Source organism: Sulfuricurvum sp. (assembly GCF_028713855.1).
In the GTDB taxonomy this organism is placed as follows: domain Bacteria; phylum Campylobacterota; class Campylobacteria; order Campylobacterales; family Sulfurimonadaceae; genus Sulfuricurvum.
On record NZ_JAQTNN010000001.1, the window covers coordinates 284,008 to 308,148 of the forward strand.

28 protein-coding genes are annotated in these 24,141 nt (G+C 44.2%); 11 read left to right on the plus strand and 17 right to left on the minus strand.

The genetic code is table 11. From position 1 onward, the window contains the following. The first annotated feature begins 6 nt into the window (after positions 1 to 6). Both PHI47_RS01440 and PHI47_RS01445 read left to right on the plus strand, forming a co-directional pair. On the plus strand, positions 7 to 813 hold the full coding sequence (locus PHI47_RS01440; protein WP_299932898.1) for a peptide deformylase: 807 nt from the start codon (positions 7 to 9) through the stop codon (positions 811 to 813). A gap of 35 nt (positions 814 to 848) precedes the next feature. Next, on the plus strand, positions 849 to 1,379 hold the full coding sequence (locus PHI47_RS01445; RefSeq protein ID WP_299932901.1) for a carboxymuconolactone decarboxylase family protein: 531 nt from the start codon (positions 849 to 851) through the stop codon (positions 1,377 to 1,379). Between the two features lie 2 nt (positions 1,380 to 1,381). On the opposite strand, the gene PHI47_RS01450 is transcribed toward PHI47_RS01445, so the two are convergent. Then, complete coding sequence (locus tag PHI47_RS01450; protein WP_299932904.1) at positions 1,382 to 1,810, minus strand: methylated-DNA--[protein]-cysteine S-methyltransferase; 429 nt, start codon at positions 1,808 to 1,810, stop codon at positions 1,382 to 1,384. A gap of 29 nt (positions 1,811 to 1,839) precedes the next feature. Beyond that, positions 1,840 to 2,799, minus strand: a complete 960-nt coding sequence (locus tag PHI47_RS01455; RefSeq protein ID WP_299932907.1) for a 5'-nucleotidase — start codon at positions 2,797 to 2,799, stop codon at positions 1,840 to 1,842. 116 nt (positions 2,800 to 2,915) lie between these two features. Here PHI47_RS01455 and PHI47_RS01460 point away from each other — a divergent pair, with 116 nt between their 5' ends. From PHI47_RS01460 to PHI47_RS01470, 3 genes are read left to right on the plus strand one after another with little or no spacing between them, the layout of a single operon-like run. Next, positions 2,916 to 3,485 (plus strand): DNA-3-methyladenine glycosylase I, encoded by a 570-nt coding sequence (locus tag PHI47_RS01460; RefSeq protein WP_299932910.1) that lies wholly within the window; start codon positions 2,916 to 2,918, stop codon positions 3,483 to 3,485. A gap of 6 nt (positions 3,486 to 3,491) precedes the next feature. Next, on the plus strand, positions 3,492 to 4,289 hold the full coding sequence (locus PHI47_RS01465) for an ATP-binding cassette domain-containing protein (protein ID WP_299932913.1): 798 nt from the start codon (positions 3,492 to 3,494) through the stop codon (positions 4,287 to 4,289). A gap of 11 nt (positions 4,290 to 4,300) precedes the next feature. Continuing rightward, the gene (locus PHI47_RS01470) at positions 4,301 to 4,603 is read left to right on the plus strand and encodes a helix-hairpin-helix domain-containing protein (protein WP_299932916.1); all 303 of its coding nucleotides are present in this window, start codon (positions 4,301 to 4,303) and stop codon (positions 4,601 to 4,603) included. A gap of 27 nt (positions 4,604 to 4,630) precedes the next feature. Here the strand turns inward: PHI47_RS01470 and PHI47_RS01475 are convergent, their stop codons facing one another. From PHI47_RS01475 to PHI47_RS01485, 3 genes are read right to left on the minus strand one after another with little or no spacing between them, the layout of a single operon-like run. Further along, complete coding sequence (locus PHI47_RS01475; RefSeq protein ID WP_299932919.1) at positions 4,631 to 5,776, minus strand: iron-containing alcohol dehydrogenase; 1,146 nt, start codon at positions 5,774 to 5,776, stop codon at positions 4,631 to 4,633. Positions 5,777 to 5,787: 11 nt separating this feature from the next. After that, positions 5,788 to 6,393, minus strand: coding sequence for an NAD(P)H-dependent oxidoreductase (locus tag PHI47_RS01480; protein WP_299932922.1), 606 nt, complete (start codon positions 6,391 to 6,393; stop codon positions 5,788 to 5,790). A gap of 9 nt (positions 6,394 to 6,402) precedes the next feature. Further along, the gene (locus tag PHI47_RS01485) at positions 6,403 to 6,993 is read right to left on the minus strand and encodes an NAD(P)H-dependent oxidoreductase (protein WP_299932925.1); all 591 of its coding nucleotides are present in this window, start codon (positions 6,991 to 6,993) and stop codon (positions 6,403 to 6,405) included. A gap of 99 nt (positions 6,994 to 7,092) precedes the next feature. Between PHI47_RS01485 and PHI47_RS01490 the strand changes: the two genes are divergently transcribed. From PHI47_RS01490 to PHI47_RS01500, 3 genes are all read left to right on the plus strand, one after another. Next, on the plus strand, positions 7,093 to 7,446 hold the full coding sequence (locus PHI47_RS01490; RefSeq protein ID WP_299932928.1) for a helix-turn-helix domain-containing protein: 354 nt from the start codon (positions 7,093 to 7,095) through the stop codon (positions 7,444 to 7,446). A 10-nt stretch (positions 7,447 to 7,456) separates the two neighbouring features. Next, complete coding sequence (locus PHI47_RS01495) at positions 7,457 to 7,684, plus strand: DUF2798 domain-containing protein (protein WP_299932931.1); 228 nt, start codon at positions 7,457 to 7,459, stop codon at positions 7,682 to 7,684. 102 nt (positions 7,685 to 7,786) lie between these two features. Next, positions 7,787 to 8,863: an alkene reductase gene (locus PHI47_RS01500; RefSeq protein WP_299932934.1), complete on the plus strand. Its 1,077-nt coding sequence runs from the start codon at positions 7,787 to 7,789 to the stop codon at positions 8,861 to 8,863. 9 nt (positions 8,864 to 8,872) lie between these two features. Here the strand turns inward: PHI47_RS01500 and PHI47_RS01505 are convergent, their stop codons facing one another. From PHI47_RS01505 to PHI47_RS01530, 6 genes are all read right to left on the minus strand, one after another. Continuing rightward, complete coding sequence (locus tag PHI47_RS01505; protein WP_299932937.1) at positions 8,873 to 9,787, minus strand: class I SAM-dependent methyltransferase; 915 nt, start codon at positions 9,785 to 9,787, stop codon at positions 8,873 to 8,875. Between the two features lie 9 nt (positions 9,788 to 9,796). Continuing rightward, positions 9,797 to 10,150 (minus strand): DNA-binding protein, encoded by a 354-nt coding sequence (locus PHI47_RS01510; RefSeq protein ID WP_299932940.1) that lies wholly within the window; start codon positions 10,148 to 10,150, stop codon positions 9,797 to 9,799. A gap of 1 nt (position 10,151) precedes the next feature. After that, the gene (locus tag PHI47_RS01515) at positions 10,152 to 10,445 is read right to left on the minus strand and encodes a type II toxin-antitoxin system HigB family toxin (RefSeq protein WP_299932943.1); all 294 of its coding nucleotides are present in this window, start codon (positions 10,443 to 10,445) and stop codon (positions 10,152 to 10,154) included. A 95-nt stretch (positions 10,446 to 10,540) separates the two neighbouring features. Continuing rightward, entirely contained in the window at positions 10,541 to 13,570 is a 3,030-nt protein-coding gene (locus PHI47_RS01520; RefSeq protein ID WP_299932945.1) for an efflux RND transporter permease subunit, read from the minus strand. 8 nt (positions 13,571 to 13,578) lie between these two features. Then, the gene (locus tag PHI47_RS01525) at positions 13,579 to 14,313 is read right to left on the minus strand and encodes an efflux RND transporter periplasmic adaptor subunit (RefSeq protein ID WP_299932948.1); all 735 of its coding nucleotides are present in this window, start codon (positions 14,311 to 14,313) and stop codon (positions 13,579 to 13,581) included. Further along, on the minus strand, positions 14,310 to 15,545 hold the full coding sequence (locus tag PHI47_RS01530) for a TolC family protein (RefSeq protein ID WP_299932951.1): 1,236 nt from the start codon (positions 15,543 to 15,545) through the stop codon (positions 14,310 to 14,312). Before PHI47_RS01530 ends, PHI47_RS01525 begins: the two co-directional genes overlap by 4 nt. A gap of 102 nt (positions 15,546 to 15,647) precedes the next feature. Between PHI47_RS01530 and PHI47_RS01535 the strand changes: the two genes are divergently transcribed. Both PHI47_RS01535 and PHI47_RS01540 read left to right on the plus strand, forming a co-directional pair. Further along, positions 15,648 to 16,256, plus strand: coding sequence for a WHG domain-containing protein (locus PHI47_RS01535; RefSeq protein WP_299932954.1), 609 nt, complete (start codon positions 15,648 to 15,650; stop codon positions 16,254 to 16,256). 2 nt (positions 16,257 to 16,258) lie between these two features. After that, a complete protein-coding gene (locus PHI47_RS01540; RefSeq protein WP_299932956.1) occupies positions 16,259 to 17,482 on the plus strand; it encodes a coproporphyrinogen III oxidase family protein in 1,224 nt (407 codons plus the stop codon). Here the strand turns inward: PHI47_RS01540 and PHI47_RS01545 are convergent. From PHI47_RS01545 to PHI47_RS01570, 6 genes are all read right to left on the minus strand, one after another. After that, positions 17,472 to 17,789 carry a hypothetical protein gene (locus PHI47_RS01545; RefSeq protein ID WP_299932959.1) on the minus strand — a complete coding sequence of 106 codons (318 nt, stop codon included), beginning with the start codon at positions 17,787 to 17,789 and terminating at the stop codon, positions 17,472 to 17,474. The two genes, PHI47_RS01540 and PHI47_RS01545, sit on opposite strands and share 11 nt — an antisense overlap. A gap of 52 nt (positions 17,790 to 17,841) precedes the next feature. After that, a complete protein-coding gene (locus PHI47_RS01550) occupies positions 17,842 to 18,723 on the minus strand; it encodes a diguanylate cyclase (RefSeq protein WP_299932962.1) in 882 nt (293 codons plus the stop codon). A gap of 78 nt (positions 18,724 to 18,801) precedes the next feature. Next, positions 18,802 to 19,992, minus strand: coding sequence for a NifS family cysteine desulfurase (locus PHI47_RS01555; RefSeq protein ID WP_299932965.1), 1,191 nt, complete (start codon positions 19,990 to 19,992; stop codon positions 18,802 to 18,804). 68 nt (positions 19,993 to 20,060) lie between these two features. Then, positions 20,061 to 21,032, minus strand: a complete 972-nt coding sequence (locus PHI47_RS01560) for a hypothetical protein (protein ID WP_299932969.1) — start codon at positions 21,030 to 21,032, stop codon at positions 20,061 to 20,063. Between the two features lie 14 nt (positions 21,033 to 21,046). Continuing rightward, the gene (locus tag PHI47_RS01565; protein ID WP_299932972.1) at positions 21,047 to 21,418 is read right to left on the minus strand and encodes a DUF86 domain-containing protein; all 372 of its coding nucleotides are present in this window, start codon (positions 21,416 to 21,418) and stop codon (positions 21,047 to 21,049) included. Further along, the gene (locus PHI47_RS01570; protein ID WP_299932975.1) at positions 21,411 to 21,701 is read right to left on the minus strand and encodes a nucleotidyltransferase domain-containing protein; all 291 of its coding nucleotides are present in this window, start codon (positions 21,699 to 21,701) and stop codon (positions 21,411 to 21,413) included. Before PHI47_RS01570 ends, PHI47_RS01565 begins: the two co-directional genes overlap by 8 nt. A gap of 178 nt (positions 21,702 to 21,879) precedes the next feature. Between PHI47_RS01570 and PHI47_RS01575 the strand changes: the two genes are divergently transcribed. Next, on the plus strand, positions 21,880 to 24,141 hold the full coding sequence (locus tag PHI47_RS01575) for a glutamine--tRNA ligase/YqeY domain fusion protein (RefSeq protein ID WP_299932978.1): 2,262 nt from the start codon (positions 21,880 to 21,882) through the stop codon (positions 24,139 to 24,141).

Consider the following 24,141-nt stretch of genomic DNA (forward strand, 5'->3'; position numbering starts at 1 on the left):
TTTCTAATGGTTCAACCGCTGCTCAAATATCCGGATTCAAGAATTCGTCTTATCTCGGCTAACGTCCGCTTTTTTAATGATGAATTGCTTCAATGGATCACCGATATGGTCGATACGATGAAGGAAAACGATTTGGATGCGCTGAGTGCGATTATGATCGGTATCCAGTACAACGTTATTGTTATTAAAAATGCTGATACATATCTTCCGTATGTTAACGCACGTGTGATCAAATGTATCGGAAACGTGATACAAACGGAGCGAAGTACCTATTATGAGGGTTTTAGTGTAGACGTTGAGCGCTTTGAAAATGTAACCGTCATTTATGAAGATGAAAAAGGGGAACCGCATCATCAGGATCTTTCCGGTGATTCGGCACGTATTTTCCAACATCAGCTTGATTATTGTTTTGGAAGTACCTTTGTTGATCGGGTTGATCGGGAGATGAAACAACGAATTAATAATCATCTTGAATTCGGACTTGTAGCAAACGGCAGTTCCTGTCCGATGGTATTCGTCCGCGATTATTTCAAACGGGGAGCAAAATATGTGATGGCCCTTATTGCTCTGAGCTTCATCATCCCATTTTTCACTTCTGCCGGAGTGCGTGAGCTGATTTATCGGATCGATACCTATCTTCTCCTCGCCGTACCGGTATTGATGATCGCATACTTTTTCTATGCTTTGTATGAGTCCCGACTTTATAAACAATGTACGAGCTGCCAGATAGGCAATATTATCGGCACGACCGCGATTATGGCAACACAGCTTCTGCTCGTCGGTCTCGGTGTATTTTTCTGGGTTGCGCCGTAACTCTGAAGTATTTAAATCGCATAAAAAGGAAAACAATGGCACATATAGCATTACCCGAATTTGAAGAGATGAGCCCTGCTGTCCAGGAGAAAGCCCGCCCGATTTTAGAAAAAACGGGAAAACTGGGGGAGATATTCAAACTGTTGGCATTGGATGAAAAGATCTATTTTGCAACGGATGGGATGATTCAACGCTTTTTACTTGATGAGACGACACTCTCTTATGATATTAAAGAGTCTATTGCCCTTTTGATCTCAAAAGAGAACGGCTGTAAGATGTGTGTCGATGTCCATAAATCGATTGCAAAGATGTTGGGACTCTCGGAACAGCGGATCGAAGAGGTGTTAGAGGGTGTAGATGCTATCTCGACTAGTGATGCCGAAAAAGCACTGCTTAATTTCTGTATCAAAGCGTCTAAAAAAGAGAACTATAAAATTCTCAAAGAAGAGATCGATGCTCTAAAAGTGTTAGGATACACGGATGTTCAGATCGTAGAAGCGGTCGCGATCACCGGCTATTTTAACTATATTAATACCCTGTCCAACGTCTTCGCTCTGGGGCAATAGTCCTAGTGCGAGCTTTTTTCGCTCTCCAGCCGTAATAAAAACTCTTTTTTCTCTATCCCTCCGCTGTATCCTCCCAGTCCGCCGCCTGTAGCAATGACACGATGGCAGGGGATGAGGATTGCTATGGGGTTACGACCGTTGGCATTAGCGACGGCACGGGTTGCTTTGGGATTTCCGAACCGTTTTGCCTCCTCAGCGTAGGTGATCGTTTGGCCGTAAGCGATTGTGATCAGTGTATTCCAAACGCTCTTTTGAAACGGTGTTCCTGTCGGATTTAAGGGGAGGCTAAAAGAGGCTCTTTTGCCAACGAAATATTCTCCCAGTTCCTTTTCCAGTTGTAGCAACAGCGGATGATCGCTATGATCGTTCATAGATACCTCATCGGTAAAATCAAGCGAGATAATTGCTTCGCCGTCGGTTACTGCGATCATAGTGCCAAGCGGGGTATTGATGTAGCGTATCACGAGTTAGATGTGTGGAGTGGCGAATCGCTGTGATAGGGGACTTTTCCGGAAGGGACGGCATGCGCGGCAGTATCGAGATGGACATCCTGATCGTCGAAAAAGATGTGGGGTTTGAAGGCCTTTAGAACGCGGCTCTTTTCAACCCCTCCCAGAAAAAATGCTTCATCCACATAAACTCCCCACTCTCGAAGTGTTTTAATGACTCTCATTTCAGCCGGTGAACTGCGTGCGGTGACGATGGCGATGCGAATAGGGGAGTATTCGACGCGAATCGGCAGACGGTCTTGGAGTCGGGAGAGTTTTTTTAGCAGAGTCGCGTAAGGCCCTTCACCCAAAGGGGTGTCCTGAGCGGCATCTTCGGCGGCATGGAACGCTTTTAGCCCGTGTTGTTTGTAGAGGAGCTCACTGCTGTCATCAAAAAGTACTGCATCACCGTCGAAGGCGATCCGAACCTGTCCTTCAGGAGTTGAACCTATCTCCTTCGGAGGTGCTTTGACGACGGCGGCGGCACAGATACGGCTGTCTATTACCTGCTGTGCATCGGGAATATCGGTTGTGAGGAAGAGATCGACGTCAAAAGCATCCAGATAATCGACGACCGTCTCTCCGGCGGTAAAGGCTGAACGTGAAATCGGCAGTCCCATTTTACGGATTGTATTAAGGACACGCAGACCCGTTTCTGGACTATTTCGCGACATGATGACCACTTCGACGAGAGGAGTCTCTCCCTCTTTTTGATATCGGTTTAGTTCGAGAAGTGCTTTGACGAGTGGAAAACCGGTTCCTTGGTCGAGGATATCGTTTTCCCGTTCGGACATATATTGACGGTACACTTCGATCGCACTATCGGGATCGTTTTGATACTGTTCTTTAAAGACGCGGTCGGATTCGGATAGGTCAAACAGCGCCGTAGCGGTGATACCGACGACGAGCGTATCGGAGAGATCGAGTGCCATCGTATTCCTTTGGAAAAATTGGCTCATTATAGAACAAAATATGGCATGAAGCAATTAAATTTCTCTGTTGAATGACTTATGCTATTATATTTATGATATAAAAAGCGGAGGGTATTATGCCGGTTTCACGCTGCGGATGGGTCAAACTGAGTGATCCTGTCTATGTCGCTTATCATGATGAAGAGTGGGGGAAGCCTTTACACGATGATCGAACCCTTTTTGAACTCTTTAGTTTAGAGACCCAATCGGCAGGTTTGAGCTGGCTGACGATCCTCAAAAAACGTGAAGGGTATCGCGAAGCATTTGAGGAATTTGATCTGAATAAGGTGGCACACTATGGGGAGGCAGACATAGATTGCATACTCAACAGCGGACTTGTGGTAAAAAGCCGTCCCAAAATTGAAGCGATTATCACGAATGCACGAGGGTTTTTAGAGATTCAAAAAGAGTACGGTTCCTTGGATACGTATTTTTGGGGAAAAGTGGGCGGAAGAGCAATTATTAATGATGTTTCTGATTACAAAGAAGCGGCGTGTACCTCAGATATTTCCGATACTATTACAAAAGAGCTCAAAACACGGGGATTTAAATTTATCGGAACGACTACCATGTACGCGTTTATGCAAGCATGTGGGATGATCGACGATCATGAAAATAGCTGTATGTGCAAACAAATAAGGAAATGATTTTAAATGAATTCGATAGTATTATTCGACAATGTCCAACTCACGTACACCCAATCTCCGGTCCTAAAAAATATTTCGCTTCAAATCGATCAAGGGGAGCACTGTGTTATCCTTGGGGCAAACGGTTCTGGGAAATCGAGCCTTATCAAACTGATTAATTGCGAACTGTATCCGTCTTATATCGATGAGCCGTTTAGAAGAGAGATATTGGGTAATGAACGATGGGTTATCACTGAATTACGTAAGCATTTAGGGGTTGTTACGAACGATCTGCATACCCGTTTCGCATTTGAGAGCGGCTATCTCAGCGGGTTTGAGACGGTACTGAGCGGTTTTAACGGAACGATAGGGTTGTTTGATCATTTAGAGGTGACTAGTGAGCAGATCGAAGCGGCTGAACGCGCCATGATGCGGTTGGGAATCGAACACCTGAGAGAAAAACATTTGAGTGAGATGTCGACGGGAGAGCTTCGAAAATGTATCGTAGCTCGTGCGCTTGTTCATCCGGTAAAAGCGATTTTGCTTGACGAACCGACGGTAGGACTGGATATTAAATCGCAGCTTGATTTTATAGAGATGATGCGCTCTTTGGCTAATAGCGGTACGACGGTTATTTTGGTGACACATCATATCGAAGAGGTATTTGAAGAGATCACTAAAGCGGTATTGTTAAAAGAGGGAGTAATCTATGCAGCAGGAAAGAAAGAAGAGGTGTTAAACAGTGACAACCTATCAACTATATTCAACACGTCGCTAGAAGTAGATAAAAGATATGGACGTTATTCGATACATCCTAAAACGTAAAGGTTATACTCATGAACCCTGCGAAAGTCATTCGTGAAAAAGTCGAAAAACTGACTGATCTTCCCAATGTCGGTAAAACGGTTGCCGCTGATTTTACCCGAATCGGTATTACTCACCCAAATCAGCTTCGCGGAGAGGACCCGTATGATTTGTATGTTCGATTTTGCAAAGCGTTTGGGGAGAAACAAGACCCGTGCATGCTCGATGTGCTGATGTCGATCACCGATTTTATGAACGGAGGAGAGGCTCGTGTATGGTGGGCTTATACCACCGAGCGTAAAAAGCGCTACGGAGAGAAGATTATTGTCTGTTAAATAATACGTTACACGTCTTGTGTGAATTTAAGCATTTTGAAGGATAGTGGCGATTGTCTGGGAAGAATATTCTTCTCCCATACCCCACAATAGTGCTAACCCATGAGCATTTTCTGCAATTTCACCAATACGCTCTTGCGGAATATTTGCAGCTGAGAGGGTAACCGGTGCACCGATAGAGTTAAACCAATTTTCCAATGCACTGATTCCTTCATCTGCTGTTTCGAGTCCGAAAACCTCTTTGGCAAAGCGTTCAAACTGAGCCGGATTTTGCCCTTTGTACCATTTCATCCATGCCGGTATTACAATGGCTAAACCTGCACCGTGAGCGATATTAAAGAGGGCAGAGAGGGCGTGTTCGATCATGTGATTTGGAAAACTTCCACCGCCAGTTCCTGAGTTTGTCAAACCGTTGAGTGCTTGTGTAGAAGCCCACGCAAACTCGGAACGCGCATTGTAATTTTGCGGATCTTTGAGAAGGATTTCAGTTGTTTCAATAACTGTTTTGACAATTGATTCGACGAGTCTGGACTGAAAGTGGGGATGATCGTCGGCGGTAAAATAGACTTCAATGGTATGTGCAATAATATCGGTTGCCGAATAAGCCAGATATTCCGGTGTAACGCTCATCATCAGTTCGGGATTGATAATCGAAATTTTAGGGTTAACGAATACGGACGCAATGGAGTATTTTTGTTTGGTCGTATCGTTCATTACGACTGAGTTGCCGTTCATTTCACTGGCAGTTGCTGCAAGGGTCATGACTGCATAGACAGGAAGAGCAGCCGTGATAGATGCTTTTTGGATGAAAAAATCCCATACGTCTCCATCGTATACTGCTCCTGCAGCGATCGCTTTAGCCGAATCGACGACTGAGCCTCCGCCGACTCCGAGAACGGCTTGTAGATTATGTGATTTTACTATTTCGATTCCATCATGAACGCGGGAGAGCAGGGGATTGCTTACGACTCCATCAAGTTCTTCAAATGTGATTCCTGCTGTTGTGAGACTCTGAACAATTCTGTCGTATAAGCCGTTTTTTTTGATCGAACCCGTTCCGTAGACGAGGAGGAGACGTTTGATCCCCTGCTCGGCGATCATTTCTCCGATGTTGTTTTCTTTTCCGCGTCCGAATTCGATTCGGGTAGGGTTGTAGTAGGTAAATGCGTTCATTAGTTTCCTTGTTAAATATACGTTACGAGTTCACTTAATTCAGATCTGTGTATAGGGGGCTGTTCATTGACACGGTATCCAAATGGAATGAGTAAGGGAACTCCATAAACCTCCGTATCAATCCCCATGATTTTCTCTACCGCATCACGATCAAATCCCTCCATCGGACACGAATCGATCCCGATCGATGCAGCGGCTGTCATCATGTTTGCCGCCGCGATATACACTTGGCGCGACGACCAGCACTCCAACACTTCATCACTGCGAGGATCGACGAATCCTGCGTACATTCCGAGCAGTCCATCAGGATAGTGGAATTTTGCAAATTCGTCTTGGATATAGGCATCGGTACTACGGACATTCTTTTTATAGGCAATCGCGATCAGTTCAGAGGCTGTCGTGATTTGAGGCTGATTCCATGATGCAGCTTGAATTTCTTCACGCATCGCGCTGTCGCGGATAACGAAAAACTGCCATTGCTCCATCCCGAACGAGCTGGGGCTGAGGCGTCCCGCTTCGAGGATAAAGGTTAGATCCTCACTACTCATTGTTTTAGTGTTATCAAACAGTTTGCACGCATGACGGAAGTGCATCGCATTTTCAAAATCGTTTCTCATGGAAAATCCTTATTGTATTGTTTGGTTTAAATGGTGATTTAATCCGTGTAGGACACTGTTTATATCAAATTCTGATTTATAGACATCATGCACGGAGAAACTTGCATACGGTTTAACGCCGCAAAATTGGAAAGTTTTATGAAGCCCTACATTAGCTTCATCCAAACTCAATCCATTAAAAAAACCTTGCGGATTATCAAATTCACTTTTCGGGCAGTTATAGGTAAAACTGAGCATGTATCGTTTTTCACTCATTAAACCGCCGCTTCCATAGGTTTTGGATGGATCACTTTGGCTTCGACCGTCATTGATATAGGTGACCGTATTTACCCCAGCTGAGAAAATCTCATCAATGTACTTTTTACCCAGCCACGGTAATCCCATCCAATAGACAGGGGATTGTACAAAAAAGAGATCAGCCCATTTGAATTTTTCCACCTCTTCAGTTACATTATATCCACTATCAATATTAGTTTCCTTGACTTCATAACCGTTTTCTAGAAAGAAAGTTTTTGCCTCATTTAGAAGATCTTTTGTTAAATTGCCATTGGCAATTCCTTCATATTTTTGATGCAGATTTAATAACAATACGCGTTTCATAGCTAACCCTTCAAAGTTATATCAGGTGAGATTTTATATAATACAGTATTTTAAGTCAAGAACGTACTAAAAAGTACTGTACATACTAAAAGGTAACTAGTGAAGAAAGACGAAATACGTTTTAATTGCCCATTTGAACTTACTATCGAGCTTATCGGCGGGAAATGGAAGGGGCTGATCCTATGGCACTTACTTGAACAAAAGGTACTTCGTAACGGCGAAATGCTCCGTCTAATGCCACGTATAACCCAAAAGATGCTCACTCAGCAGCTTCGTGAGATGGAAGACAATGGACTAGTTAGTCGTGTGATCTATGAACAGATACCGCCGAAAGTTGAGTACAGTCTTACCCCGCACGGTGAAGCACTACGTCCGATTCTCGACATGATGATCGAGTGGGGTGTTATTTATGCGCATGATAACAATATTACAATCGCGTGCAGCAGTAAATAAAGGGAAAAATATGGTTTCAGTTAAATATCTTCATCAAGTACAAGCGGCATTGCTCTCTGGTTTTATGAGTTTTATCATGTCGGGGGCGATCACATTCATCAATCTAGGATTTGTTCACGGGTTTGTCGGAATATGGATTCATGCTTGGCTAGTTGCCTATGCTATCGCGTTTCCGACGATTCTACTCGTATTTCCATTTGCCCGTAAATTGGCGATGAAGATTGCGGCGAAGCCTTAAAAGAGTATTATTTCATTTCATAGTAAAATTACTAAATATTATTCATTATTGTTTAAATCCTATTGTGAAATAATGACCTTCATATCTTATGAGGAGTTGGTTATGAATTTACTTGCACCTATAAAAATCGGTAATTACCATTTGCGAAATCGAATATTTATGGCACCGATGACACGGTGCCGAAGTGTTTATAACAATGTTCCAAACGATATGATGGCTCGCTATTATGCCCAAAGAGCATCAGCCGGACTCATCATCACCGAAGCGACTCAGATTTCGACAAAGGGTATCGGATATCCTTATACGCCCGGTATTCATACCTCTGAGCAAATAGAAGGATGGAAACAAGTAACCAAGGCGGTACATGAGAAAGGGGGGATAATATTCTTGCAGCTTTGGCATGTCGGGCGAATCTCTCATCCTGCATTTCATAACGGTGAACTCCCCGTTGCTCCATCTGCCATTAAACCTGCCGGCAGTATCTATACCTATGATGGGATGAAAGAGTTTGTTACACCGCATGCTCTTAGCATTGATGAGATTAAAAGTGTTGTACAAGACTATGTAACAGGTGCGAAAAATGCGATAGAAGCAGGATTCGACGGTGTGGAAATCCATGGGGCTAACGGTTATCTGATCGATCAGTTTTTGCGTGACGGAACCAATGATAGAGAAGATGCCTATGGGGGTTGTGTCGAAAACAGAGCTCGGTTCCTTTTTGAAATTGTAGAAGGGATTTGTGCCGCTATCGGTTCAGACAAAACAGGTGTGCGACTCTCTCCCAGCGGCACATTTAACGATATGAAAGATTCCGATCCTCAGAGTCATTTTTCTTACATCTGTGAAAAACTCAATTCGTTTAATTTAGCGTATCTGCATATTATTGATGCACTCGAAGGTGACATCCGACACGGTGCAAATGTTGTTGAACTGAGTGTTCTTAGAGAGGCATATAACGGTATTTTGATTGCGAATGGCGGTTACACTCTGGAGAGGGGTAATATGTCAATTCAAAACGGCCTAGCCGATGCAGTTGCTTTTGCCGTACTCTTTTTAGCTAATCCGGATCTTCCGGAACGGTTTAAAAGCAATTCTGAATTAAATACCCCTGACCCGGCCAGTTTTTATACGCAGGATGAAAAAGGGTATTTGGATTATCCTGCTTTGCAATGCGATTGAAGATCAATCTTAGAGACTTTTTCTAAAAATTAGATTTTTCAGACTTCGTTCTTCCTCTATTTCGGGAAAGCTCTCCCTATTTTGTAATCGTTCGATGTATTGAAAATCAGGGGCATTTTCACGGAAAAGAGCCTTGATAAACTCACTCTCTAACTCGGGAGCGTTGAGCGCTGACAAAACGATACACTCCTGCGCGGCGAACTCATGGAGTCTGCGGATAATCTTCTCATAATCACTTGTGGCGGCGAATGAGCCTTTTTGGAAGCTAGGGGGATCGATGATGATCAGATCATACGGTCCCGCTTTTCGGATTCGGCTCCATGATTTGAGGATATTGTAGGGCATGAATGCTGCTTTTTTCGTATCGAGTCCATTAAGGCGGTGGTTTTCCCGACCAATAGTGAGAACATTTTTGTTCATATCGACGTTAACAACCGAGTGCGCTCCCGCTTCGATTGCGACAACCGAGAACGAGCAGGTGTAGGAGAAGAGGTTTAAAACTTTTTTCTCTTTTGCATGTATTCGAATGAAGTCCCGTCCGATTTTCATATCAGGGAAAAATCCGATGTTTTGGGCACTTTGAAAATTGACGTGATATTTGAGTCCGTTTTCGATGGCATAAGTCTCTAAGGGTAATTCACCCTCTATAACGGTTGTTGGAGATGAGGGAAGATAACGCTGTTGTACAGCGAGAGCTTTCCATTTGCCCTCAGAGGCATAGAAATCACGTAGCATTGACATCATTGCTTCTTCCTCATCGTTTGTGTCAAACAAGACGGCAAAGAGAACTTTATCTACGCTGTCCACGGTGAGAAAACGGTATCCACTATAGGTATTTCCCCGTCCGTGAAACAGACGGGTGTATTCTTCGGTTACAGTACTAGCATTGGTACGTAAGAGGCGGTGTAAATCGTCTAAGGTCATGTAAATTTGTTACGCGCCGATCAAAGATTCATAAGGGAGATTCAACCGAGCGTGTAAATTACGAATCATCGAGATAGAGAGTTGACGTTTATGGTTTAGTACTTCAGAAACTTTGGAACGTGAACCGATAATCGGGGTCAAATCTTTAGCCTCTAATCCCATCTGCTCCATTCGAAAGCGAATTGCCTCTATAGGGTCACATTGGGGAATTGGGAAATGTTTGGCTTCGTAATTCTCGACAAGTGTTGTCAAAATATCGAGTTCATCCCCTTCGGGTGTGTTGAACTCAGCATCCATCAGCATTTCGATACGCGACAGTGCTTTTTCATAATCGGCTTCAGTTCGGATTGGAAAAATATTCATCTTAAATCTCCTCTGCTTTAATTTTGTCATATTCGGCATGCGTACCGATAAAACGGATATAGACGGTTCCATAGGGATAGTTAATCTTTACGATCAAACGATATTTATTTCCGCCGATGTTAAAAACGACACGGTTATCCCCTAAAAAACTCGCCGTTTTATACTGGGCTTTTATATCCTGCGGTATTGACCACTGTGCTTTTACCGCTTCGGCGTACCATGCGCTGAGTGGACTCAGTGCGTCAGGGTGTTTTTCCCAGAAATCGAGTAATGTCCGTTTTGTGATGACTCTCATGGGAAGAAGTATAACGTATATTTCCCAAAATGGGAATAATTTTGAAAATAATGTATAGAAGCTGGATTCCCGCCTTCGCGGGAATGACGAGAGAACTATTTTTTAATCGTATAAAGCTTACGAATTTTCGCATCCAACGGTGCAAGGGCTTTGTAGAGTGCCGGTACAACGAGGAGACTGGTCAGTGTTGATAGCAATAGTCCACAGATGACGGCAACCCCCATCGGCCCTTTGACTCCTGAGCCTTCACCGACGGAGAGGGCTAGGGGGAGCATCCCGAAACACATGGCCGTCGTCGTCATCAAAATAGGGCGTAGACGTGAGAGTCCTGCTTCCACGATCGCTTCATCGAGAGGTTTCCCTGACTCCAAGAGGCGGTTTGCGGCATCGACGACGAGGGTGGAGTTTTTCCCTACCAGTCCGAGCAGGAGCATCAATCCCATCATACTAAAGAGCGACATATTCATCCCTGCCGCCCACAGACCGATAAATGCCCCTGTAAAGCTCAGTGGCAATGCACTCATGATGATGAGCGGCTGAAGAGGTGATTCGTACAATGCGGCGAGGATGAGATAGATCATCACGAGGGCTGCACCGATAGCCACGCCGAACGCTTCGTTACTCTCTTGCATATGTTTGGCATCGCCGTCGAGTTCATAGGCTACTCCTTTGCCTAACCACTCGTTTTGACGCTCATTGACGATTTTGACGAGTTTATCGAGCGGGAGGGCTTTGGTAATATCGGAACCGACGATCACTTTTTTGAGACGGTCGAACCGTTTGATCGTGGTTGGTGCGTAACTCTGGGTGATTGATACCACTGCCGAGAGCGGCACGGTAATCCCTGAAGAGGTACGGACATTCAAAGTGTTAAGTGCTTCGATATTTTCGCGTTTGGTATCATCTAGACGCATTACCACATCGTACTCTTTACCCCGTTCACGGATAAAGGTGATGGTTCCATCCCCAGAATAGGCGCTGGCAACGATACGGGCGATATCATCGACGTTGACTCCCAGACGTGTGGCGTTTTGGGTGAGGACGGTGATGCTTAGCTGTGGTGCTTTAGGCTGAATGTTGCTTTGAACATCCGTTGTCCCCTCAATACTTTTGAGCAGTTTCATCAGTTTTTGAGCTGATGCTTCCGCATCGTCCATATTTTGGGCTTTGAGGATCACTTGATACGGAGTGTTGATCTCATAGCCTCCGATGTCGTTTACTTCAGTAACACTGGTCATCGTGAATCCTTTTAAACTATTCAACATCGAGCGGATCTCTTTCATCACGTCGCTTTGGCTCCGTTCACGCTGATGAAGTGGTTTGAGACGGACGTAAAGTGCCGATTCGTTCGCTTTTTGATCATTTCCCCGTCCGACGTAGAGGGTACAGTATTCCACTTCGGCAATTTTTGCGATACGGTGCTGAACGTCGAGAGAGAGCTGTTTCATACCGCCGATGCTGGTTCCGACAGGAGCTTTTAGGGTGATGTCGAACTGGCTTTTGTCCTCTTTAGGCATGAATACCATCCCTAGTGTTCCTGATAGGATGATGGAGACGATGAAAATACCTAATGCACTAAAGAGAGTGGTCTTTTTGTGTTTCAAAACGCTCAGGATGAGAGAACGGTAGATCTCTTCCATGCGGACAAAGAAAAACTCTGTTCTGTGATAAAAGCGGCTGTGTTCTCCTTTGGCGATTTGGGAAGCGATCATCGGGATGAGAGTCACGGCGATGACGAATGATACTCCAATAGCGGCGATGATTGTTACCCCGAAACTGGTAAAGAAACGTCCTACTATCCCACTCATTTTAGCGACGGGTACGAAAACAGCGAGGAGCATGGAGGAGATCGCGACGATGGAGAATATGATCTCATTTACCCCTTCGATGGCGGCATTAATACGATCGCGTCCCGCTTCGAGCCGTTTGAAGATGTTTTCGATCACGACGATAGCATCATCAATGATGATTCCGATGGCGAGGGTGAGGGCGGTGAGGGTGAGGAGGTTGAAGGTTTGACCGCTCCATCCCATGATTGCGAATACCCCGAAAATGGATACTGGAAGCGAAACAGCGGCAATTAGAGTGAGGGTGAAGTTGCGTAAGAACAAAAAGATGACGAGTGAGGCGAGAATGGAACCTAATATAAGGTCGAACTGAACACCATCGAGGGTATCACGGATATATCCTGTCGTATCTTGCAAGGGAGTAAGTGTCATCGTCGGCTCTAACGCTGAGAGGGCAGGGAGCCCAGAACGTACGGCATCGGCGATGGCGATATCATTGGCACCGGTCATCTTTTTGACCATCAGTAAAACGCCCGATTTTCCATCCAATGACGCAAAACTACGCTCTTCGGCTAGCGTATCACTGACCGTAGCCACATCGCCTAAATTCAATCCTTCGCGTATCCGAAGTCCAGATAAAGCTTCTACTGTTTTGCTGTCGTTATCGATTAGAATTTGGAACTCGTGCTTGGGATCAACCGTTTTTCCTCCATCCATACGGATGTTTTGTGTACGGATAAGGTTGGTTAGATCGCTCATTGTGAGAGAATATTTGGCAAGAAGTGCCGGATCAGGTGTGATTCGGATCTGCTTTTTGCGTAAACCGGCGACCGTTACACCTCCTACGCCTTCGATGCGCTGTAAGCGGGGTTTGAGAATCTCATCAGCGTGTTTCATCACCTTCTGGGTGTCGCTACCTGCTAAAAATAGGGTAATAACAGGAGAAGAGGTGATCGAATATTTATCGACGGAGGGTTTATCGACTTCATTGGGCAGTTGAATACTGGAGACTTTATCGCGGACGTCATTGACCGCTTCATCGAGGTCTTTGGAAAGTTTAAACTGGGCGACGACGACACTGATACCTTTAGAACTGTCGGAGCTGAGGGTATCGAGTCCTGATATACCGCTCACTGCTTCTTCGATCTTGTCACTTACCTTACTCTCTACGATATCGGCATTTGCCCCTTTGTAGGTAGTGGTGACGATGACAATCGGAAAATCGACGTTGGGGTAGAGCGCGGATGGCATATCACCACGTTCGACCAGCCCGAAAAAGATCAGGGTGAGGGCGAACATGATGGTTGTGATAGGGCGGGTAATGGCGATTTTATGCATAATGATCCCTATTTCGCCATGATTATGCCGTCGCCGAACGTACCGGGACGGAGACCCAACGCATCAGCTTCAGCAGTCATTTGACGGTTTTTAGTATTAATTGTGGGATAAATTTTTACGATTTTTGAACATTTACCCGTTGATTTACCATCGATAGAACTGCAAAAATGATCCCCTACCTTCACTTGTGAGCCGAATTTGGAATCGTACTGGATAAGGAGTTTGGTTTGATCGCTGATGAGTTTAAACAGCGGCGTTCCTCCCATGGAAGAGACCATATCCCCTATCTCTATATTTTTTTCAGAAATACTTCCTGCAAACGGAGCGGTAAGGCGCATTTTGGAGAGTTTTTGTTCGGCATAAGCGACCGATAATCGGGTTCGTTCTTTTTGTGAAAGTTTTGCGTCCAATTCGGATTTGAGTTTATCGAGGGTATTTTTATCGAATACTTGTGCACTTTTTTCATATCGTACGTATTGATCACTCAAAAATTTACACTCTTTGGTGAGTGATTCTAAATCAGCTTTAGCCATTTTCAGCGAGAGCTGTTCTTCGGTGCTGTCAAGTTCAAGAAGGAATGAGCCTTTTTTGACGTGATCACCTGTTTGAACGGAGAGATTTTTAACAATCCCCGACGCGTTCATCCCCAGTGACGCTTCACGATAGGCTTGGGCCTCAAATGTGGCGTAAACATCGCCCCATAGAGAGAGTGCGGTTAGTGTTGATATCAAAATAATTTTCATTTTTTCTCCTTGATTAGTGTTATAAGGTCAATTCCATAGGCATACGCGGCACTGGCTTTTGCTACTTGGAGGGTATTGAGTGCATTATGCACTTTTGCACGCGAATAGGTAAGGTTGGTGAGTTCACTGAGATAGGTCGTTGTATTGACCAATCCCGCTTCAAAACGTTTCTTGATAAAACCGAATGCTTCACTGCGCGCTTCTTCTTCGGCAATGGCCGCTTCATAGGCATGTTGAGAAGTTTGAATCGACATGAGGGCGATATCGGCATCATTGTTCAGACTTTGGGTTTTGTAATCGAGTAGATTTTTGGCTTTTAGGGTATCGATACGGGCTTGTTCACGCTCTTTTGCGATTCGTCCCATATCGAACAGGGTCATGGTAAGGGAGGCGGTTATTTCGTTTTGGTTGAGGGGTTGGAGATTGGTCCCCCCCATAGTATCGTAGCCGCTGTATTCCATGTATTTGTGTTTTGCTTCAAGAGTGATTGAGGGAAGATAGGTATAACGATCTTCGGTATTACGTAAAATATCGATATTTGCTTGATCACTTTGCAGATCATGGCGCTCTAACGTCGTCAATGTTGGCATGGCAAGCTCTTGGTACTGAAGCGGCTCATGGATCGGTGTTGCACTGAGGAGTTCGAGATGTTTACGATGTTTTTCAAGCAGCATTTTGAGATTTTGTTCGTCATAATCGGCTTCCAGTTTCGATGCGATCAGCGATTTGAGAATATCGGTCGTGGCAAGATCATTTTGTACGAGTATCTTGTACCGTTGCACTTCGGAGAGAAGTTCCTTTTTTTTATCTTGATTAACGCTCAAGCGGTCTTGGGTATCGAGATAGTCATAATAGGCCGCAATGGTTTCCATAAGGACATTTTGCTCTTCTTGTGCCATCGAATGGGTTGCTGAAGCCATTGATGCATGAAGTGCATCGAGAAGCGCCTCACGGCGAAATCCATCAAAGATGCTGATTTGAGCGCCTAGTTCTGCACCTTGGATTTTATTGGGTTCGAAGGCGGGTGCTTTATCTTTTTTCTTATAGAGTGCCGTTGCAGTAACCGTTGGGAAATAGGCTGTTTTAGCCTCATCAAGCTGTTCTTGAGATTTCTTGATCTCCAGACGTGCGGATTCAACGCGTAAATTTGTTTTGGCACTCGGGAGCAAAGATGTGAGGTCAGAGGCTATCAATGGCAAAAGGGTGAAGGAAAGGAGAACAAAATGTCTCATGATTATCCTTGGTAAAATATATGTTGACAATGTTAACATTAAATGTGGACAATGTCAACATAAAATGTGCACTATTTGTATTATGCATGTTACAATGTCGTTATGAAAGAGAAAAAGACCTCCCCCTACCATCATGGAAACCTCAAAGAAGAGCTCTTACAGACGGCTTTGGAGATGATTGACAAGGAGGGGCTTGATACGATTACACTCCGAGAATTGACTCAGCGATTGGGCACCTCTCGAACAGCAGTGTATCGTCATTTTGCAAGCAAAGAAGCGTTAATACTCGGAGTAATCGAAAAAGGGTATGAGCACCTTAATTTGCTCTTTACCCCTATATTTCAAGATCGTACACATAGTGTTGCAGTGCGGTTTGAAGCGATGGGGAGAGCCTATCTCGATTTTGCAATAGAACATCCGAATCTTTATCGATTATTGTTCGGAGAAAATTTTCGTCAAGAACGCGAAGAGATATGCGATTATAAAGATGAGAATCAGGCAACAGGGTTGTATGCTCTGATCGGTTTGCTTACTGAAGCCCAGGAAGAGGGAATCATCGCTCAGGTCAATCCTATGGTTCAGGCGGCTATGGTGTGGGCATCGATTCACGGCCTCGCATCGCTGTTGATCGACGGACATTTGATTATGAGTGATAATATGGAAGCGATTTATGAGTACAGCATAGGAGTACTTCTAAAAGGGCTGCAATAATCATGGGTATTATTGAAAAAACCGCTTCTACTCTCATGAAACGAGCGGTGAAAAAGTATCTTCATCTAAAACCTACCCAAAAATCATTGCCTACTGCACCCAACGAAAGAGCATTGCTACTTTATATTCATATCCCTTTTTGTCTAACATTGTGTCCGTATTGTTCCTTTCATAAATTTCGCTTTGACGAATCGAGTGCCAAGCGCTACTTTGAATTGCTGCATCAAGAGATGCGTATGGTTCATGCTTTGGGATATCGGTTTGATTCGATCTATTTCGGCGGGGGAACGACAACGATACTCCCCCATCAGCTGGGAGAGACGATCGATTTGGCAAAATCGCTTTTTGCAATTCGTGAGGTTTCGTGCGAGAGCGATCCCGCGCATCTGAACGATTTGGAAAATGCCGATTTGCACGGAAAGATTGACCGTCTGTCGATAGGGATACAAAGTTTTAATGACCGCCACCTTCAAAAGATCGGACGCTACAAAAAATTCGGTTCCGGTGATGAACAGTATGAGAAGGTATCGGCCGTAATGGGAGATTTCCCGATCGTCAATATCGATATGATCTACAATTATCCCGACCAGAGCGAAGAAGAGCTACATCGTGAAATCGATACGATATTGAAACTTCGTCCGCCGCAAGTGACTTTCTATCCTTTAATGTATGCTCCGGGGATACGGGATAATCTTAGCAAACGTTGGGGAGCCCTCAGTGATGCTAAAGAAGTGAAACTCTACCGTATCATTATGGAGCGGATGAGAGAGGTATATACACAACGCTCTGCATGGGCATGGTCTTTGGAACGTGAGGGAATTATCGATGAGTATGTAATTGAACGGAGCGAATATGTCGGTATTGGGAGCGGGGCATTTAGCTTTATCGACGATACTCTTTATGCCAATACCTTTTCACTTCCAATCTATGCCAAACGGATATCTAAAGGGCAATTGCCTATCACCCATGCAACGACTTTTCCAGAGCGTGCAATACGCCAATATCGGATGATGGTAGAACTTTTCGGATTGCGTTCATCGAATGAGCATTTATGGATTGAAAGTACTTTACTGAGAATATGCGGGATGTACAATCAAGAACATTTGAATGAGAGGGGAATCCATCTCTTTTCCGTCATGATGCGCGAGTTTTACAACGGGATGGATTATGTCCGTGAAACGATGCGTACCAATCTTACTAAAGAAGATGGTCTGATCAGGGATTGATTAGATAAAGCTGTCCGTAACAATCACAAAACTTTTTACATCCACAAGAGTAATAGATATTTTTGCCCGTTTCGAGTGAATAGCTTCCGAAATTGGTTTTGATAACGTCACCTTGGATTCTCTCTATCGTGATTGCTTTAACAAGACATGAATCCATAGGATCGAGACGGTGATACTTTTCGCGCGTGGAGTGAACCCATAAAATAGGTGCTGGTACACAAAGGGAACGGACATGTTCACAATCCCATTCGCGGGTTGCACCTAATGCCTCTAGTTCTGAATCGCTGATATTGCGATAAGGACGCATAATGACTCCCAATAGCTTTTAGGAACTGATATGCATATTTAATTCATGAAATTTATAAAACGGTTATACACGAATCATTGCTTTGTTGAAGAGCTTTATGCGCACGTGAGATGATGCTGGATATATCATCATTTTCGCTTTGTACACTGGTACCAATACGCATACTGATATTTGTAAGAGTTTGAAAAGGTTCTTCACGCATTACCGTAAGTAATTTACGGCTGAATTTCATAGCATTATCGGAAGAATCAATGAGATAGGCTAATAAAAATACTTGTTTACCCCAACGTACAAGCATATCACTTTGACGTATATTGGATTTGATACTAAAACAAAAATCATGCAAATAGTGTACGGCTTCATTATCAGAGGACATGAGCTCGATCATGGTGATACCGATCAGTTTTTTATTAAAGATTGCCGCTTCAAAAAAACTTTTTGATGTGTGATTAAAATACTCTTTATCGTAGGCGCCGCTCTCTTTGTCGATACTGACGTCATTTTCGATCATAATCCGCTTTATTAGGTCTTGGGAAATATCGGTAAAGGTGACAATACTGTAGTTAGGTACAGGTGATTCAACGGATACGGAAAACGCATGAGGTTCGATACGATAGCTGAGCATACTGATGATTCGATCATGTTTAGGGAGTTGCATAAGGGCTGTTGTCCAATCCTCAGGATTATCGCTTTTACCGGCATGGAAATAACTGTCATGAGGGACAAAACGGTTCAGAAGTGAACCAAATTCTCGCAAAAACCCTTTTGCACATGAAACATTGGAAAAATCAAGAAAAGCTTTATTAAAAAGAATGGGAATACTATCACGCATTAAGACAATAAGATTTTTTTGGGTGTTAATGGCTGAGAGAAAAAGGTGACTGCAAACGTGATCTTCCTCTATCATATATACTTCATCTTGAGAAATTTCCATACATCTACCTTCGCCTTATTTGAGCTAATAATAACATATAGAAAGGGTAAATGGGGAATATTTGTGAGAAAAATGGTCTTAATTGACCACTTTCTCGTTTGTGTAAGAGTAGGTTGAGGAGATAGAGCGCAGACGTTCCGCTGCTTTCATAAATACGTCGATAGTATAGTCGATTTCATCTGCCGTTGTAAATCGGCTGAGGCTGAGACGGATTGCTGTATGAGCAAGTTCCGGATCTTCTCCGATAGCGTTCATAACGGGGTTGGCTTCGAGGGATTCAGAGGCGCACGCACTTCCGGTGGATGCTGCGATGCCGGCACGGTTGAGATCCCAGAGCATTGATTCACCTTCGATACCGCGAAGAGAGATGAGAATGGTATTCGGTGTACGGCGAGCGCGATCACCCACCACGATGGTATCGGGAAGCTGAGAAATGGCGTCTTCGAGACGGTCACGCAATGCGCGTACATCACTGTTCATTTTGTCCAAGTGACCGACTGATTGCTTCATTGCCAATCCCATACCGATGATGTAAGCGACATTCAGTGTTCCGGCACGTTTGCCACCCATTTGTTCCCCACCGTGGAGGAGATTAGGGAGCTCTGAGCCTTTTTTAACATACAACCCCCCGATCCCTTTAGGCCCGTGGAATTTATGGGCGGAAAAGGTGAGATAATCGATCGGCGTTTTGGTGAGATCGACTTTGACTTTTCCAATGGCCTGAACCGCATCGGTGTGGAATAAAATTCCACGCTCTTTTGCGATAGCAGCAACTTTTTCAACAGGGAAAATCATCCCGGTTTCGTTGTTCGCCCACATCATACTAATTAATATCGTTTTGTCCGTTATCGCCGCCGCAACACGCTCAGCGCTTACATAACCGTAGGCATCAACGTCTACAAATGTGATCTCAGCACCATTTTCTTCGAGGAAGTGGAGAGTTTCGAGGACGGAAGGATGTTCCACTGCTGAAGCGATAATATGATTTTTAGACGGATCACGGAGGATATGTTTGAAAAAGATCCCTTTAAGGACGGCATTATTGCTCTCAGTTGCGCAGGAAGTGATGAGGATGTCATCGGCATCGGGCGCGTTAAGCGCATCGTACATATAGCCCATCGCTTCGTTGAGATACGGACGAACTTCGATACCGTATTGGTGCAACGAGTTCGGATTCCCGTAGAGATCCTCGAAAAATGGCTGCATTTTTACTTTTACGATAGGATCGAGCTTGGTGGTGGCATTGTTATCTAAATAGACGCGTTTCATAGATAGTCCTCATAATGTCGGTTAATATGAGGAGAGATTGCAAGATTTGTTCGAGATGGAAACAAATGTTATATTTTACTTGCAGTTATTGGATGTGAAAGATCATAGGTGAATATTCTAATTTTATCGGAAATAGGATTTTGCCACTTTCTAAGTTTTAACTCTAATTCATGTAAAGTTTCTTTTGGTTCATTAAAGAGGTTACCTTTAAAACTAAAAATACCAAAAGCCCCATATTCAGCATTAAGATTTTCCATATAAGCAGGTAATTGTACTTTAAGTCCATGTTCTAAATCAGACGCATGTGCACGTTTAAATTCTATACACATTTTCACATTTTTGTGATTTTTTAACTGCCCTATAAATACGAAATCTACATTTCCAACACCAGTAGTGTATTCTGGAACAACTTCTATATTTGCTGTAATTGCCGCATCGTAAACAATATAATGTATTGCTGCATGTAAATCTGTCTCATCTTTTGGTTTTTTATCAATTATTTTTTTACCTTTTTTTATTACATTCCAAAAAATATCTTTGGAGGGATGTTGGCTGATTTTTGCTTGAATTTTTTGAAGGACTTCATAACATTGTTGTCTAAATAATTCAACGGTTTCATATTCTTGTCTTGGAATTAAGCTTTGTATATAGGCCTCTTTTATTGTATTGTATGGTGTTGTAAAATAATCAATATCTAATGATTCTTCTAGTAAATAAGCCTTAGGGCTTCCAGTTAGTTCTCTCAAAAATATTTGAAGTTTTGTTGGACTCCAACTACAAAAGACTACTAAATTATCTCCATAGGTGTCAAAATCAAATCTGTCAACATCAAATACACAAACATTGCTATTTCTACTCAAATAAATATGCATATTATTGATTTCTAGTGAGAGATTATAATTTTCATCTAACACAGAGAAAATGATTCCACCAGTATTTAATGCTTGACTATTCGTTTCAAATTTAATAGTAGCTTCTGATTTTAGTAGATCAGAGTTTGTCAAATATCCATTTATTGTATCTGTAATGGTTATGTTCAATAGAAAACCTTTAACTACTTATTGTCGTTAATCATCTGCTCGACAGTCTCTTTTAACGTATGAATATCGTTTTTGCATACATCATAGACCGCTTCGGCATTGAGATCGAAATAGTGATGGCTGATGATGTCGCGCATCCCTTTGACCGATTTCCAATCCACCGCAGGATAATTGGGTAGCAGTTTTTTGTCGGTGATTTTGTCGATATTTTTGAGACTTTCACCGATGGCGATCAACTGCATACAGATGGCATCGAGTTTTTCATGACCTGCTTCATTTTCTAAAAAATCATCGGGGGATTGGATCGGTTCAAAGCGTTTGATGATGCGCTCGGTCGCGCCGTGAATCTGAGTGAGGGTTTCGATCAGCAGAGCCTTTTCAGGCATAGATCGCTTCTTTTTGGATACGTTCTTTTAAAAACGTGTTCATGCTCTCACGGTAGCTGATGAGGTCGACATGGGTGTGCATCAGTTCTTCAAGATCAAGACGGATACGGGAGAGTTTAAAAAGGTTCGGTTGTTTGGTTTCGATGACAACATCGACATCGCTCTCATCGGTCGCTTCATCGCGTGCGACAGAGCCGAATACTCCGATTCGGAGTATTCCGAACTCATCAGCATGATGCTGTTTGTACGATTCTAATACTTTGAGTGCTTCTTGTCGTTTCATGCAATGATTATAACCTATCTGTAGGGCGTATTTCAATTAGCCTTTCTTTTGTATGGTTTTGATGAGATTTTAGCCATATTATCGGGAGAATTAATCCTTGAATATCGTTATAATTGAACTTATTCGATAAAATACGGGTTTTATTTAGTACAGCATTACGATTGAGAAGGTTTTTTATATGAACGAGAGCAAAGATTTTTTACGAACCATCGTCGAAGAGGATTTACACGCGGGCAAATACAGCGAAGTTGTAACCCGTTTCCCCCCTGAGCCAAACGGCTTTCCCCACATCGGACACGCCAAATCGATCGCGATCAATTTCGGAATCGCGCGGGACTATAAAGGGCATTGTAATCTTCGGATGGACGATACCAACCCGACGACGGAAGACACCCGCTACGTTGAAGCGCTCAAAGATGCCGTAGAGTGGCTCGGATTCCAGTGGGAAGGGAATGTCCGCTATACGTCGGATTATTTCCCTGAACTCTATCAATACGCTATTGAGCTTGTCAAAATGGGAAAAGCCTACGTCGACAGCCTCACTGAAGAGGAGATCCGAGAGTATCGCGGGACGGTGACCGAAGCGGGACGCCGCAGCAAGTACTCTGAGCGCAGTGTCGAAGAGAATCTCGATCTCTTGGAGCGGATGAAAAACGGTGAGTTCAAAGACGGTGAACACGTCCTCCGTGCCAAGATCGACATGAGCGCGGCGAATATGAAGATGCGCGATCCGCTGCTGTACCGTATCCGACACGCCCACCACTACCGCACAGGCGATGCGTGGAATATCTACCCGATGTACGATTACGGTCACTGCCTCTCGGATTATCTCGAAGGGGTTACCCACTCTATCTGTACGCTGGAGTTTGAAAACAACCGCGACATCTATGATTGGGTACTCGATACGCTGGGGCTGACATCACCGCGTCCGTATCAGCACGAGTTCGCACGTCTGGGGATCAACTACACCGTCATGAGCAAACGAAAGCTCCTTGAACTGGTCAACGAAGGGTATGTGAACGGTTGGGACGATCCGCGCATGTCGACCATCGCAGGACTTCGCAGACGCGGGTATACCCCTGAGTCAATCTTGAACTTCTGTCATCAGATCGGTATCGCAAAAGCCAACTCGATGGTCGATGTGGCACAGCTCGAGTTCTGTATCCGAGATGATCTCAATACCAAAGTACCCCGCGTGATGTGTGTCCTAGACCCGCTCAAAGTGACGATCGAAAATTACGAAGGGAGCGAAGAGCTTGATGCCTCGTATTACCCTGAGGATGTACCGAAAGAGGGGAATCGAAAACTGCCGTTCTCCCGCGAGATATACATCGAACGTGAGGATTTCAGTGAGAATCCCCCTTCGGGCTTTTATCGTCTCACACCTGAACAACCCGTGCGCCTCAAACACGCCTACATCATCACCTGCAAAGAGGTAATAAAAGACGCCTCAGGCAACATCACGGAGATCATCGCAACATATCATCCCGACTCCAAAAGCGGTTCCGATACGAGCGGTATCAAGGTCAAAAGTGCAATCCAATGGGTCGAAGCGAGTACGGCTAAAACGGTCGAGGTGCGACTCTATGATCGTCTCTACACCTGCGAAGCACCGGAGGGGGTCGAAGATCTCAATCCCGATTCGCTCAAAATCATCAAAAACGCTCTGGTCGAACCCGCTCTCATCACCGAAAAACCGGATGTCCGCTTCCAGTTCGAACGTCAGGGGTATTTTTATGCCGATCCGATCGACTATACCGACGAAGCACCGGTATTCAACAGAATCGTAGGGCTGAAAGACTCGTGGAACAAAAAGAACAAAGCGGACGAGAGCACAGCCAAGCTAGAGCGCAAAGCGCCTGAGAAAAAGGTACAGATCGACGGTGAAGTAGCACCGATGAGTGAAGCCGAGCAGGCGTGTTATGCGAAGTATACAAACGAGTTCAAGCTTAACAGTGAAGTGTCGAATATCCTTGCGCGTGATGAGAAACTCGCCGTATTCTTCGAAGCGGCTCTTTCAGTCCATAACAGCCCAATAACCATTGCCAACATTGTGGCTAATGAGGTCGCCAGAGAGCTAAAAGAGAAAGACGCAAGTGAGCTGAAATTCACCGCCGCGCAGATCGCCGAGCTGGTCAAAATGATTGATGATGAGATCATCTCGAACAAAATTGCCAAACAAGTCTTTGAAGAGATGGCGCAAAGCGGTGAGAATCCATCCAAAATCGTCGAAGCGCAGGGATTGGTACAGATCAGTGATCCGGCGGTGATTGTGCCGATCATCGATGACGTGATGGCGAAAAATCCCGATAATGTCGAAAAGTACAAAGCGGGCAATACGAAACTGTTCGGGTTCTTTGTCGGGCAGGTGCTTAAAGCGACGGGAGGAAAAGCAAATCCTCAGGTCGTCAATGATCTGGTGGCGCAGAAGTTACAATAA

Coding starts and splice junctions, on each gene's coding strand:
- PHI47_RS01440 (WP_299932898.1), top strand. CDS start 7: ATGGTTCAACCGCTGCTCAAATATCCGGATTCAAGAATTCGTCTTATC.
- PHI47_RS01450 (WP_299932904.1), bottom strand. CDS start 1,810: ATGATCGCAGTAACCGACGGCGAAGCAATTATCTCGCTTGATTTTACC.
- PHI47_RS01535 (WP_299932954.1), top strand. CDS start 15,648: ATGAAAGAGAAAAAGACCTCCCCCTACCATCATGGAAACCTCAAAGAA.
- PHI47_RS01570 (WP_299932975.1), bottom strand. CDS start 21,701: ATGAAACGACAAGAAGCACTCAAAGTATTAGAATCGTACAAACAGCAT.
- PHI47_RS01475 (WP_299932919.1), bottom strand. CDS start 5,776: ATGAACGCATTTACCTACTACAACCCTACCCGAATCGAATTCGGACGC.
- PHI47_RS01520 (WP_299932945.1), bottom strand. CDS start 13,570: ATGCATAAAATCGCCATTACCCGCCCTATCACAACCATCATGTTCGCC.
- PHI47_RS01555 (WP_299932965.1), bottom strand. CDS start 19,992: ATGAAACGCGTCTATTTAGATAACAATGCCACCACCAAGCTCGATCCT.
- PHI47_RS01530 (WP_299932951.1), bottom strand. CDS start 15,545: ATGAGACATTTTGTTCTCCTTTCCTTCACCCTTTTGCCATTGATAGCC.
- PHI47_RS01480 (WP_299932922.1), bottom strand. CDS start 6,393: ATGAGAAACGATTTTGAAAATGCGATGCACTTCCGTCATGCGTGCAAA.
- PHI47_RS01445 (WP_299932901.1), top strand. CDS start 849: ATGGCACATATAGCATTACCCGAATTTGAAGAGATGAGCCCTGCTGTC.
- PHI47_RS01495 (WP_299932931.1), top strand. CDS start 7,457: ATGGTTTCAGTTAAATATCTTCATCAAGTACAAGCGGCATTGCTCTCT.
- PHI47_RS01470 (WP_299932916.1), top strand. CDS start 4,301: ATGAACCCTGCGAAAGTCATTCGTGAAAAAGTCGAAAAACTGACTGAT.
- PHI47_RS01510 (WP_299932940.1), bottom strand. CDS start 10,150: ATGAATATTTTTCCAATCCGAACTGAAGCCGATTATGAAAAAGCACTG.
- PHI47_RS01525 (WP_299932948.1), bottom strand. CDS start 14,313: ATGAAAATTATTTTGATATCAACACTAACCGCACTCTCTCTATGGGGC.
- PHI47_RS01505 (WP_299932937.1), bottom strand. CDS start 9,787: ATGACCTTAGACGATTTACACCGCCTCTTACGTACCAATGCTAGTACT.
- PHI47_RS01565 (WP_299932972.1), bottom strand. CDS start 21,418: ATGCCTGAAAAGGCTCTGCTGATCGAAACCCTCACTCAGATTCACGGC.
- PHI47_RS01485 (WP_299932925.1), bottom strand. CDS start 6,993: ATGAAACGCGTATTGTTATTAAATCTGCATCAAAAATATGAAGGAATT.
- PHI47_RS01545 (WP_299932959.1), bottom strand. CDS start 17,789: ATGCGTCCTTATCGCAATATCAGCGATTCAGAACTAGAGGCATTAGGT.
- PHI47_RS01515 (WP_299932943.1), bottom strand. CDS start 10,445: ATGAGAGTCATCACAAAACGGACATTACTCGATTTCTGGGAAAAACAC.
- PHI47_RS01455 (WP_299932907.1), bottom strand. CDS start 2,799: ATGGCACTCGATCTCTCCGATACGCTCGTCGTCGGTATCACCGCTACG.
- PHI47_RS01540 (WP_299932956.1), top strand. CDS start 16,259: ATGGGTATTATTGAAAAAACCGCTTCTACTCTCATGAAACGAGCGGTG.
- PHI47_RS01465 (WP_299932913.1), top strand. CDS start 3,492: ATGAATTCGATAGTATTATTCGACAATGTCCAACTCACGTACACCCAA.
- PHI47_RS01550 (WP_299932962.1), bottom strand. CDS start 18,723: ATGGAAATTTCTCAAGATGAAGTATATATGATAGAGGAAGATCACGTT.
- PHI47_RS01460 (WP_299932910.1), top strand. CDS start 2,916: ATGCCGGTTTCACGCTGCGGATGGGTCAAACTGAGTGATCCTGTCTAT.
- PHI47_RS01500 (WP_299932934.1), top strand. CDS start 7,787: ATGAATTTACTTGCACCTATAAAAATCGGTAATTACCATTTGCGAAAT.
- PHI47_RS01575 (WP_299932978.1), top strand. CDS start 21,880: ATGAACGAGAGCAAAGATTTTTTACGAACCATCGTCGAAGAGGATTTA.